We start from the raw sequence: 10928 nt of genomic DNA, 5'->3' as shown, positions 1-10928 counted from the left end.
AAGGAGTTCTCAATGAAATGCCCGACCTGTCCCGATACAACGCTGACCATGGCGGATCGCCAGGGCGTTGAGATCGACTACTGTCCGCAATGTCGAGGTGTCTGGCTGGACCGTGGCGAGCTGGACAAGATCCTCGAGCGCTCGACCATGGCCACGCCCCCGGCTCAGGCGTCAGCGCCGCGCGAGCGGCACGCGTCGCCCGCCTATCACGGCGACCATCGCGGCCACCACGGCTATGACAAACGCAAGAAGTCCTGGCTCTACGAGATCTTCGACTGAGCCATTTCAATCGCAATGAAAAAGGGCGCTATCCGATGGATGCGCCCTTCTTGCTGCCTCAAGACATCAGACATCGTATCAATGTCTGGTCTTCCATACAGGCACGCGCCAGCTTACGCGGCGGCTTTGACGGCCTGGCGGGCAATCAGCTTCCAGTGGCCGCCCTGCTTTTGCCAGACTTGCAGCACCTTCAGCAGGACCGTGCCCGACTTGCCGCTGTCGAGCGTTTCGCCGGACAGGGTGTGACGGATCACCGCGACATCGCCGTTCACGTTCACGCTCTGTTCTGTGATGTTGATGCTGACGAAGTCCGACTTCTTGTCGAGCAGATCGCCGATAAAGCTGGTCTTGGTGTCGATGCGGCCGCCCGAATGGCCGTAGCTCAGCGATTCCGCTACCAGGCCCGACAGCGTTGCCTGGTCGGGGTCGACCATGGCGACGCGCAGCTTTTCGGCGGCGGAGGTGACGGCCTGGGTCTCGCCCGATTGCGCCAGTGCCGGCGCGGCGGCGATGCCAAGCAGAACGGCGGCGCCCAGCGCCGCGGTGAATTTACGCATGATGTCTCCCGTTTGTTCTGAATTTCGAGGGTGTGGATGAGGGCAACCTACGCGGATGGTCTTCGCGTTAAGTTGTAGGTCATCGTATCACAGCAATTCGAGCCGCAACACGTTCGGTTGCGGCCGGGAGACACCGGGTGCTAGCCCTCCTTGCCGTCGATGCGCGGGCGTGTCAGGAACGGTGCGTACTTGATCACGTACAGCACCAGCGACAGCACCCAAAGCGCACCGGCCAGCGCCACGGCCTCGGGCTTGTACGACGGCAGCCAGAGCGGCCCGGCCACCCGCACCACAGCGGCCAGCGTCATGAACAGGTAGGCCAGATGTTCCATGCGGCCCGTCTCCAGCCGACGGCCCGTGTGACCCAGGGCGGTGCGCGTGACCATGGCGATGATCGCGCAGCCGATCACGCCCACGGTCAGCGCGTGCAGTGCGGTGGAGCGGTCGAGCCAGCCGGCCGAAGCGGCGGCGATGAGCAGGAAGCCAATCGGCAGGAATGCGTAGGCCACGTGCAGGATGCTGACGATGGGCTTGCGCCACGTGCGCAGCGGGTCCCAGCCATACAGGCGGGTGCCGTGGGCGGCGGCGGCGCCCAGCGCCAGCACGCCGGTCAGCCACACCGGAGCCTGCAGGGCGGCTGCCAGCGTGGCCAGTAGTGTCAGGACGATCACGCCACGCTCCACGATCTGCCAGCGGCGGATGCGCACGCCCGGAATGGCATTGGCGGTGAACATCGGGATCACGCGGCCGCCGATCACGGTCACGAAGATGGCCACGAGGCCGGTCGCCGCCTCGGCCGCGTGCAGCGACCAGTCGATGCGGCCCGACAGCGCGGCCGCATGAAAGCCGATGTTGAGCGCGCCCATGACGCCCAGCGCGATGGCCAGCCCGTAGTTTCGCTGGCTCTTCGCGCGGCGCAGGATCAGGAAGAAACTCAGGCTGCACAGCGGCAGCAGCGCGACGTCCGTGGCAATGGCGGCCCATGCCGGCCCGGTCCACATCAGCACGCGCGCCAGCAGCCATACGCCCACCAGCGCGCCCAGCCAGGCGCCCTGCGGCGTCTGAATGCCCGTCCAGTTCTTGCCGGCCGTGAACAGGAAGCCGATCACCACAGCGGCGGCGAACCCGAACACCATTTCGTGCGCATGCCAGGCCATGGCGCCCAGCCACGGCTGACTGGCCGGCACCCACCAGCCCAGATAGATGGCCACCCACATGGCTATGGCCAGTGCGCCGAACGTCGCGGCCAGCAGGTAGAACGGACGGAAGCCGAGGGCCAGGACAGGCAGGCCGCGATAGCTGGGCGTGCGCGAGGGAGGGGAGATCTGCAGCAGGACGGACATGATGAGGTGCGGCTGATGGATACGGATGCAGGGATGCGGTGTAAGCAGACGGTATGTCGCGGTGTGACGTATTGGATTCTAGGAAAGATGCATGTTAAATGCAATTTAATGATTCGATGACGGCGAAATCGTGATGTAGGAGTGATGAAACAGTGACTGCAACGCGTTGCGTAAGTGAAAGCACCTATGCATTTTGGGCGCATCCCCTCCGCGCGTAGGGGTAAATCGAGCCCTTGTCCGCCCGTTAGCCAGACAAAGCAGACATTACAAGGCGCGGCGCCATGACGCCGTTGCCAAGCCTTTTGAACGGGTACCTCAGCGATGCCTGTGCCATGACACCTGTCGTGGCATGAATCGCCTTCGGTCCAGCGTCAGGGCCATCAATCGGGAAACAGAGAGGGGAAGGACCGTGAAACTTCGAGATCTATCGATCAAGACCAAGCTCCTGGCGGGGTTTGGCATGCTGGCGCTCACCGTGCTGGTGGTGTCTGGCCTGTCGCTGCGCGCGCTGAGCCGATCCACCGACGGGTTCTCCGCCTATATCAACGGGCTCAACGCCCGGGCCGAGGTGGCGTCGCAGGTGAGGGCGGCCGTGGACCAGCGGGCCATTGCCGCGCGCAACCTTGTGCTGGTAACCACCCAGGCTGATCTCGACCTGGAAAAGGCCGAGGTGTTCAAGGCGCATGGCGACGTGCAGGAACGCCTGGGCAAGCTCAAGCAGATGATCATGGCCGAGGGCGTCAGCGAAGGCGCGCGCAAGCTGGTGGCCGAAGTCGACCGCATCGAGTCGCGCTACGGCCCGGTGGCCACCGATATCGTCGCGCTGGCGCTCGACGGCAAGAAGGACGCCGCCGTCGCCAAGATGAACGCCGAATGCCGTCCGCTGCTGGCCGCGCTGATCAAGGCCACCACCGGCTACGCGGAATTCACGCGCGAGCGCCAGAACGAGATGATCCGCCAGCTCGACGACGACTACTCACGCCAGCGGCTGTTCCTGATCGCGGTGGCGATTGCCGCCGTGGCGTTCGGCATCTTTGGCGGGCTGCTGCTGACGCGCGCCATCACCGGCCCGATCCAGCGCGCCGTCGAGGTGGCCCGCACCGTGGCGCGTGGCGAAGTCGGCATGCATATCGAAGTGGATTCGCAGGACGAGCCCGGCCGCCTGCTGGCCGCGCTGCGCGACATGAACGACCGCCTGGCCGAAACCGTGTCGCGCGTGCGCGAAAGCAGCGCCAATATCGGCGTGGCCACGGGCGAGATCGCCAACGGCAACATGGACCTGTCGAGCCGCACCGAGCAGCAGGCCGCGTCGCTGGAGGAAACCGCCGCCAGCATCGAGCAACTGACGGCCACGGTGCGCCACAACACCGAGAACGCGCGGCATGCCAGCGAACTGGCGCGCAGTGCCGCCGACGTGGCGCAGCAGGGCAGCGGCACCGTGAGCCGCGTGGTGGACACGATGGAGGGCATCAGCGCGAGTTCGTCGAAGATCGCCGACATCACCGGCATCATCGAGAGCATTGCGTTCCAGACCAATATCCTGGCGCTCAACGCAGCGGTGGAGGCCGCCCGTGCCGGCGAGCAGGGCCGTGGCTTTGCCGTGGTGGCCAGCGAGGTGCGCAACCTGGCGCAGCGCTCGTCGAATGCCGCCAAGGAGATCAAGGAACTGATCGATGCATCGGTGGCGCAGGTGCAGGCCGGCTCCACGCTTGCCAGCGAGGCCGGCCAGACCATGGCCGAGGTGACCGAGGCGGTGGCGCGGGTGACGCATATCGTGGGCGAGATCGCGGCGGCTTCCGCCGAGCAGAATCGCGGCATCGAGCAGGTGAACCAGGCCATCGTGCAGATCGACCAGGTCACGCAGCAGAATGCGTCGCTGGTGCACGAAGCCGCCACGGCATCGAAGTCGCTGGAGGACCAGGGCCGGATGCTGACCGACGCGGTGGCCTTCTTCAAACTGCCGGGCAGTGCCGTGGCGCTGCGCGACGGGCGCGAGCGGCGTCGCGTGCCGGGCGGCGTGGCCTACGGCCAGGCCTGATTCAGGCCGCTGCCGTACGCCCGCGCCGCGCGCGTGCCGCCTCGGCGGCGGCCGCGCGCAGTTCGGGCGGAAACGCGCGGATCTCCGCGTGAAAGAACCCGCGCTCGGCGGCGCGCAACGTGCCGAGCTGCGTGGCCAGGCGCTCCATGGCCGCATAGGCCTGGGCCGATGCACCCTGTTCGTGCGTCAGGTACCAGGCCGATTCCAGCAGCAGGTTGGCCAACTGCAGCGCGTTGTAGCGCACGCGGCCGGTATCGTGCTCCTCCAGCGCGAAGGCGGCCACCGACGACCATCTGACAAAACCCTTGGCCGGCGCGAATGGCGCGTGGAAAGGCCGCAGCGCATCGATGGCCGCCGCTACCGTGAGCGGCTGCAGCGCGCGGAACGCGGCCAGCGATGGCTGCGCGTTGTCACTTCCCTCGCTCCCCTCGCCACGGGCCACGCGAAGCAGGAAGATCGTGTTCCAGGCCGACCCACCGCCCACACCAAAGCGGTCGCAGATCCATTCCGATAGCCCTAGCCAGCGCATGGCCTGCCGTTGCACGTCGCCGGCCGGCATCGCCCGCGCTTCGTCGACCAGCCGGTATTGCCAGAACAACCATAGCGACCAGCCGATATTGGCTGCCGCGTGCTGGACCGCATCGACTGAATCGGCCTCGTATGCGGCCTGCAGCGCGCCAGAGAATGCGTCGAGCGCGCGCCGCGCGGCGTCCTGTCGTTGCGACGTGCCTGCAGCCGTGGGCTCGGGCTGTTCCGGACGCAAGGCAAGACTCTTGTTGACCAGCGCTTCCAGGTTCAGCGTCTCGAAGCGGACGCGCGGGTTGTAGCGCACCACGGGCCGCAGTTCGGCATCGCCCGACAGGCGCACCAGTTCGCCCTGCGCGGCATCGAGGTCTCCGCGTGCATAGTGTTCCCACGCGCGCACCACATGCGCCATCGCTGCAAACGTCGGCAATGCCGCATTGACTCCGCCCGCCACGACGATGCGTTCGAACCCCCGTAGCGCCGCGCGGCTCTTGTCCAGGCGGTCGCTGCGGCGCCATGCCAGGCTTTCCTTGAGCAGGGACAGCGCCTGCTGGAAGTCGTCGGCGGCGCTGCGTTGCGCGGCGCGAAACGACTCGGCCACGCCGTGGTCGATCACGCCCGCAAAGCCGTCCTGCGCACCGCGCATCGCCTGGGTTAGATGGCGCCAGAACGCCATGTCGCGCATCACGTAGTGCAGGCCCTCGCTGGCTTGCGGCGGCGGTGCCGCGTCGCCGGCCGGCGCCTGTCCGAGCCAGCGGGCCACGCCTGCGGGGCCGAGCGGCTTGCCATGGACCGCGAATTTCAGCCGGCGAGCCGTGGCGGCGGACATCCAGAACGGACCCCGGCTGCGGCCATCGGCGCGCAGGCCGGAAATGCCGACGCCCTTGTCGGCACCCCATCCCACCGGTACCCGCCAATGTGCGAAATCCGAGAACGCGCGCGAGACGATCATGCGCACATTCGCCGCATCGGCAAAGCGCGTGCGCACCGTGGCCACGCCAAGGTCTTCACCATCGCGCGCGGCGGCCAGCCAGATCCGCGCCAGCAGCCAGACCGACTGGTAGCGCGCGGTGTGGCTGTCCACGCGGTATGGGCCGGACAGGTCAATATGGACGAATGTGGAGGCGGGCATGGGTGGCGATGTTACGCGTGTTACAGCGGCGGCGGTTGGCGACTTTCAGGCCAGCACCTATTCTCCGCACCACGATCCGGGCCTGGATTGCCAACCGTCTGCATGACGACAACCCTCACAACCACAAGACCATAGCGTGTTGATATGCGAAACAGACTAGCCCGACTTTTCCTGACCCTGTCCCTGATGCCATGGCTGCTGGCCGGCGTGGCCCATGCGGCCAATACAGCCAATACGGCCTCGCCCGAGGTGCCGCTCGACGCCAAGGCGCTGTTCGATGCCGCCGGCGTTGACGGCACGATGGTGGTGTACGACGTACGCCGCCAGCGGATGCTGAGCTACAACCCGGCGCGCGCCGCCACGGCCTACTCGCCGGCCTCGACGTTCAAGATCTTCAATACGCTGATCGGCCTGGAGACCGGTGCCGTGGCCGATGTCGACAACGACAAGCTGCCGTGGGACGGCAAGGTATGGATGCACCACGGCAAGCCGATCCTGCCGGAGGTCTGCAATGGCGAAGTGCCGCTACGCGTGGCGCTGAAGAACTCGTGCGTGCCGGCATACCAGGCGCTGGCGCGCCGTGTGGGCACGGCGCAGTACCGCAAGTACCTGACCGCCGCGCATTTCGGCAATGCCGATGCCGAGGGGCCGATCGACCGGTTCTGGCTGAACGGGCACCTGCAGATCAATACCTACCAGCAGGTGGACTTCCTGAGCCGCGCGGCAGCGCACAAGGTGCCACTGATCTCGGAGCACAGCTTCGAAGCGCTCGACGACATCCTGACCATCGAGCGCACGCCGGAATACACGCTGCGCGCCAAGACCGGCTGGTCGACGGCGGGCAGGGTGGACGTGGGCTGGTGGGTGGGCTGGGTCACGCGCGGCGACGATACCTACGTGTTCGCGATGAATCTGGACATGCCCCGGCCGGAAGTCGGCGCCAAACGGCAGGAGATTGCCCGCGCGGTGCTCAAGCAGGTGGGCGCGCTGCCCTGACCGGCGCGGCTGACTAGGGCGCCAGCTGGTTGATCACCATGCCCGCGGCTTCCAGGCCGGTATCGACCAGATGCTGCATGTAGACGCCCATCTGCGGCATGCAGAGCACCATCACCAGCATGCCGCCCAGCAGCGTCACCGGGAAGCCCACGGCAAAGATCGACAGTTGCGGCGAGGCGCGGTTCAGGATACCCATGGCCAGGTTCAGCGTCAGCAGCGCGGCGATCATCGGCAGCGCCAGCAGCGTGCTCGATGCAAAGACTGTGGACCCGGCCCGCGCGACCATGCCCCAGCCGTTGCCGGACAGCGGAACGGCGGCGATCGGCACGCCCTGGAAGCTGTCGACCAGCGCGGCAAGCATCATCAGGTGGCCGTCCAGCGACAGGAACATCAACGTGGCCACGATGTTGAGAAAGCGCGACAGCACCATGGTCTGGCCGCCCGAGGACCGGTCGTAGAACGCCGCGAACGACAGACCCATCTGCAGGCCGATGACTTCGCCGGCCATCTGCACCGCCGCGAAGACCAGCCGCATCGTGAAGCCCATGGCCACGCCGATGCCCAGTTCGTTCATGACGACGAGCAGGCCCTCGTACGAGTAGATTGGCGCGGTGGGGATGTTGCTGATCGTGGGCGACACGATCGTGGCCAGCGCGGCGGCCAGCAGGATCTTGGCGCGGCGCGGGATGGTGGATTCGCTGAACAGCGGCGCGGTGGCGATCAGCGCCAGCAGCCGGAACATCGGCCACAGGAAGGCGGCGATCCACCCATACATCTGGTCGGTGGTGACCTCGAACACGGCGCCTGTGTCCTGCTGTGGGTGGGTAAGGCGTCAGTGCGCCAGGGCGGGAATGCCCTGGAACACTTCGCGCATGTAGTCGACGAACGTGTTGATCATCCACGGCCCGATCAGCACCATCGTCACGAACAGCGCGATGAGCTTGGGAATGAACGTCAGCGTCATTTCGTTGATCTGGGTCGCGGCCTGGAACAGGCTCACGACCAGGCCGGCCGCCAGCGCCACCAGCAGCAGCGGGGCCGACAGCATCAGCGTCATCTTCATCGCCTGCGTGGCGATGGTCATGACCATTTCGGGTGTCATGTGCGGGCTCCGCTCAGTTCAAGAAACTCTGCGCCAGGGACCCCAGCAGCAGTTGCCAGCCATCGACCAGCACGAACAGCATCAGCTTGAACGGCAGCGAAATGGTGGCGGGTGGCACCATCATCATGCCCATCGCCATCAGCACGCTGGCCACGACGAGGTCGATGATCAGGAAGGGAATGAAGATCGTGAAGCCAATCTGGAACGCGGTCTTCAACTCGCTGGTCACGAAGGCCGGCACCAGCACCGAGAACGGCACGTCGTCCGGGCCCTGCATTTCCGGCGTTTTGGCCATCTGCGCGAACAGGGCCAGATCTTTTTCGCGCGTCTGGTGCAGCATGAACGCGCGCACCGGCACGGCGGCGCGCTGCGCGGCCGTCTCAAGGCTGATCTTGTTCTCGGACAGCGGCTTGTAGGCGTCGGTGTAGACCTTGTCCAGCACCGGCGACATCACGAAGAAGGTAAGGAACAGCGACAGGCCCACCAGTACCTGGTTGGGCGGCGACGACGCCGTGCCCAGCGCGTTGCGCAGCAGGCCCAGCACGATGATGATGCGCGTGAAGCCCGTCATCATCAGCATGGCCGCCGGCAGGAACGACAGCGACGTGAGCAGGACCAGCGTCTGGATCGACAGCGACCAGACCTGGCCGCCGCCTGCGGCTGCCTTGCTGGTCACGCCGGGCAGCGACTGTGCCAGCGCGGCGTCGGGCGCGAGCCACAGCGCCAGCGGCGCCAGGGCCAGCAGGGCGGTAGCCACATGCGACGGACGCACGGGGGCCTTCACGGATTGCCGCTGGACAGCGGCGGCACGCGGCGTGTTCATTTCTTGAGGTTTTCCTGCATGGCGCGCATCAGCCGTTCGCCAAAGCCGCCCTGCATCGGCGGGACTGGCTGCGATCCGGCGGGCGCGCCGTTGTCGGGCTGGGCCGGCAACGTATGGAGCGGGCGGATTTCGTTGGGCGAGACACCGAGCACGAGCCAGGTATCGCCCACTTCCACGGTCACGACCTTCTGGCGCGCACTCAGCGCCAGGCTGTTCACGACCTTGATCGAGGCGTTGCCCGTGCCGTGGCGCACCAGGCCCACGCGGCGGGCGAGCCAGGCCATGCCCAGGATCAGCGCGATGACGCCGAACAGGCCGAGTCCGGCCTGGGCAAGACTGGCACCGTTGCTGATCACCGGCGCATTGCCGGTAAAGGCATGGCTGGCTGCGGCACTGCTGGCGGGGTTGCCTGCCTGGGCAGTGCTGAGTACGACATCGGCTGCCTGCGCACCGGTTGCAGCCAGGCCCGCGAGGGCCGTGACCGAGGCAATGCGCGCGGCAGCTGCAAACCGGCGCGAGGCGGATGTCATTTGTTGAGCTTCCGGATACGTTCGGACGGCGTGATGATGTCCGTCAGGCGAATACCGAACTTGTCGTTCACCACCACCACTTCGCCCTGGGCGATCAGGTAGCCGTTCACGAGCACGTCCATGGGTTCGCCGGCCAGGCCGTCCAGTTCCACCACCGAGCCCTGCGCCAGTTGCAGCAGGTTCTTGATGGGTACCTTGGTGCGGCCCAGTTCCACGGTCAGCTGCACCGGGATATCGAGAATCATCCCGATATCGTTGTGAAAGCCGCTCGGCGCCTCCTGTGCCAGGGGCGGGAACACGGTGGCAGCCGCCGGCGTGGCCGTGGGCATGGCCGGAGCGGGTGCTACCGTGGTGGTGGCGGCCGCTTCGGCAGCAGGCGCCGTTTGTTCGGCGCTGGTCTGCTCCGCGAGGGCGCTGGCCCAATCGTCCATCGGATCGACCGGCTTGTCCTGAGTGCCGTCAGTCATGATCGGTTTCCTTGTTGGAATCGCTGTCTTGGTAATTGATCATTCGTTCCACGCGCAGTGCGTACTGGCCATTCATGGTGCCGAAACCGCACTGCATGACGGGTACGCCGTCGACCTTGCCAAAGATCTTCTCGGGCAGTTCGATCGGCAGCACGTCGCCTTCGCGCATGGCCAGAACCTCGGCCACGGTGCTGCGCAGATGCGTGAATTCGGCCACCAGGTCCACTTCGGCGGCACGCAACTGGTTGGAAAGCTGGCCGAGCCAGCGTTTGTCCACCTCGACTTCGTCCTGCAGCGGATTCATCAGCAAATCGCGCAGCGGCTCGATCATCGAGAAGGGGATACAGATATGCAGTTGCCCGCCAACCGCGCCCAGTTCGATATGGAACGCGGTGGTGACCACGGCATCGTTCGGACCGGCCACGTTGGCGAACTTGGTGTGCATCTCCGAGCGGACATAGTCGAACTCGATCGGATGCACGGTGCGCCAGGCCTGGCTGTAGCTGTTTAGCGTCAGGTCGAGCATGCGGCGGATGATGCGCTGCTCGGTCTGGGTGAAGTCGCGGCCTTCCACACGAGTGTGGAAACGACCGTCGCCGCCAAACAGGTTGTCGACGACCAGGAAGACCAGATTCGGGTCGTACACGAACAGCGCGGTGCCCCGCAGCGGCTTCATGTGGACCAGGTTCAGGTTGGTCGGCACCGGCAGGTTGCGCACGAAATCGCCGTACTTCTCGATCCTTACCGTGCCGACCGAGATATCGGCGCCACGGCGGATGAAGTTGAACAGCGCGGTGCGCAGTGCCCGGGCAAAACGCTCGTTGATGATTTCGAGCGTGTGCAGGCGGCCGCGGACGACGCGTTCCTGGTTGGCCAGGTTGTACGGCCGTACGCCGCCTTCTTCGACGACCGGCGCGCTGGCCGTGGGCGTATCGGCTTCACCCGATACCCCTTTCAGTAATTCGTCTACCTCGTCCTGCGAGAGGAACTTGTCGTAGGCCATCTAGTGTCCTGCCCCGTGAACGGCTGTGAGGATGAAACGGTCCATGTCAGTCTTCAGACGCCACGCATGACGCGGCGGCAGGGAAGTTGATCGGCGGGCAGTTTCATATCTATCGGTTGGCTCTGAGTTCGCG

The 10928-nt window shown here is 65.9% G+C and carries 12 protein-coding genes; 3 read left to right on the top strand and 9 right to left on the bottom strand.

The genetic code is table 11. The features are described 5' to 3' along the window. Window positions 1-12: 12 nt before the first annotated feature. Window positions 13-279, top strand: a complete 267-nt coding sequence (locus MFF62_RS07010) for a TFIIB-type zinc ribbon-containing protein (protein WP_238261565.1) — start codon at window positions 13-15, stop codon at window positions 277-279. 113 nt (window positions 280-392) lie between these two features. Here the strand turns inward: MFF62_RS07010 and MFF62_RS07005 are convergent, their stop codons facing one another. Next, on the bottom strand, window positions 393-836 hold the full coding sequence (locus MFF62_RS07005) for a nuclear transport factor 2 family protein (RefSeq protein WP_238261563.1): 444 nt from the start codon (window positions 834-836) through the stop codon (window positions 393-395). Between the two features lie 140 nt (window positions 837-976). Next, window positions 977-2179 (bottom strand): NnrS family protein, encoded by a 1203-nt coding sequence (locus MFF62_RS07000; protein ID WP_238261561.1) that lies wholly within the window; start codon window positions 2177-2179, stop codon window positions 977-979. Between the two features lie 409 nt (window positions 2180-2588). On the opposite strand from MFF62_RS07000, the gene MFF62_RS06995 reads away from it, so the two are divergent. Further along, complete coding sequence (locus tag MFF62_RS06995) at window positions 2589-4217, top strand: methyl-accepting chemotaxis protein (protein ID WP_238261559.1); 1629 nt, start codon at window positions 2589-2591, stop codon at window positions 4215-4217. 1 nt (window position 4218) lies between these two features. Here MFF62_RS06995 and MFF62_RS06990 read toward each other — a convergent pair whose 3' ends face one another. Then, window positions 4219-5874: a hypothetical protein gene (locus MFF62_RS06990; protein ID WP_238261557.1), complete on the bottom strand. Its 1656-nt coding sequence runs from the start codon at window positions 5872-5874 to the stop codon at window positions 4219-4221. Between the two features lie 144 nt (window positions 5875-6018). Here MFF62_RS06990 and blaOXA point away from each other — a divergent pair, with 144 nt between their 5' ends. After that, window positions 6019-6870, top strand: coding sequence for an OXA-1206 family carbapenem-hydrolyzing class D beta-lactamase (gene blaOXA, locus MFF62_RS06985; RefSeq protein WP_238261555.1), 852 nt, complete (start codon window positions 6019-6021; stop codon window positions 6868-6870). Between the two features lie 13 nt (window positions 6871-6883). On the opposite strand, the gene fliR is transcribed toward blaOXA, so the two are convergent. From fliR to fliM, 6 genes are read right to left on the bottom strand one after another with little or no spacing between them, the layout of a single operon-like run. Further along, window positions 6884-7669 carry a flagellar biosynthetic protein FliR gene (gene fliR / locus MFF62_RS06980; RefSeq protein ID WP_238261553.1) on the bottom strand — a complete coding sequence of 262 codons (786 nt, stop codon included), beginning with the start codon at window positions 7667-7669 and terminating at the stop codon, window positions 6884-6886. Window positions 7670-7702: 33 nt separating this feature from the next. Further along, window positions 7703-7972, bottom strand: a complete 270-nt coding sequence (gene fliQ, locus MFF62_RS06975) for a flagellar biosynthesis protein FliQ (protein WP_238261551.1) — start codon at window positions 7970-7972, stop codon at window positions 7703-7705. A gap of 13 nt (window positions 7973-7985) precedes the next feature. Then, window positions 7986-8795, bottom strand: a complete 810-nt coding sequence (gene fliP / locus MFF62_RS06970; protein WP_238261549.1) for a flagellar type III secretion system pore protein FliP — start codon at window positions 8793-8795, stop codon at window positions 7986-7988. Continuing rightward, window positions 8792-9325 carry a flagellar biosynthetic protein FliO gene (gene fliO / locus MFF62_RS06965; protein WP_238261547.1) on the bottom strand — a complete coding sequence of 178 codons (534 nt, stop codon included), beginning with the start codon at window positions 9323-9325 and terminating at the stop codon, window positions 8792-8794. The genes fliP and fliO overlap by 4 nt, the downstream gene beginning before the upstream one ends. Then, window positions 9322-9792, bottom strand: a complete 471-nt coding sequence (fliN, locus tag MFF62_RS06960) for a flagellar motor switch protein FliN (protein WP_238261545.1) — start codon at window positions 9790-9792, stop codon at window positions 9322-9324. The genes fliO and fliN overlap by 4 nt, the downstream gene beginning before the upstream one ends. Then, window positions 9785-10795, bottom strand: a complete 1011-nt coding sequence (gene fliM / locus MFF62_RS06955) for a flagellar motor switch protein FliM (protein WP_238261543.1) — start codon at window positions 10793-10795, stop codon at window positions 9785-9787. The genes fliN and fliM overlap by 8 nt, the downstream gene beginning before the upstream one ends. Window positions 10796-10928 lie beyond the last annotated feature (133 nt).

Origin of the sequence: Cupriavidus pauculus, from assembly GCF_022179805.1 — a bacterium.
GTDB classification, from domain to species: Bacteria; Pseudomonadota; Gammaproteobacteria; order Burkholderiales; family Burkholderiaceae; genus Cupriavidus; species Cupriavidus pauculus_E.
Note: the sequence above shows the minus strand (reverse complement) of the source record. Positions and strands in the feature narration are given on the sequence as shown.

What these genes read in the sequence shown, in the direction of transcription:
- MFF62_RS07000 (WP_238261561.1), bottom strand. Translation starts at nt 2,179, where the DNA reads ATGTCCGTCCTGCTGCAGATCTCCCCTCCCTCGCGCACGCCCAGCTAT.
- MFF62_RS06990 (WP_238261557.1), bottom strand. Translation starts at nt 5,874, where the DNA reads ATGCCCGCCTCCACATTCGTCCATATTGACCTGTCCGGCCCATACCGC.
- fliO (WP_238261547.1), bottom strand. Translation starts at nt 9,325, where the DNA reads ATGACATCCGCCTCGCGCCGGTTTGCAGCTGCCGCGCGCATTGCCTCG.
- fliM (WP_238261543.1), bottom strand. Translation starts at nt 10,795, where the DNA reads ATGGCCTACGACAAGTTCCTCTCGCAGGACGAGGTAGACGAATTACTG.
- fliQ (WP_238261551.1), bottom strand. Translation starts at nt 7,972, where the DNA reads ATGACACCCGAAATGGTCATGACCATCGCCACGCAGGCGATGAAGATG.
- fliN (WP_238261545.1), bottom strand. Translation starts at nt 9,792, where the DNA reads ATGACTGACGGCACTCAGGACAAGCCGGTCGATCCGATGGACGATTGG.
- MFF62_RS07010 (WP_238261565.1), top strand. Translation starts at nt 13, where the DNA reads ATGAAATGCCCGACCTGTCCCGATACAACGCTGACCATGGCGGATCGC.
- MFF62_RS07005 (WP_238261563.1), bottom strand. Translation starts at nt 836, where the DNA reads ATGCGTAAATTCACCGCGGCGCTGGGCGCCGCCGTTCTGCTTGGCATC.
- blaOXA (WP_238261555.1), top strand. Translation starts at nt 6,019, where the DNA reads ATGCGAAACAGACTAGCCCGACTTTTCCTGACCCTGTCCCTGATGCCA.
- fliP (WP_238261549.1), bottom strand. Translation starts at nt 8,795, where the DNA reads ATGAACACGCCGCGTGCCGCCGCTGTCCAGCGGCAATCCGTGAAGGCC.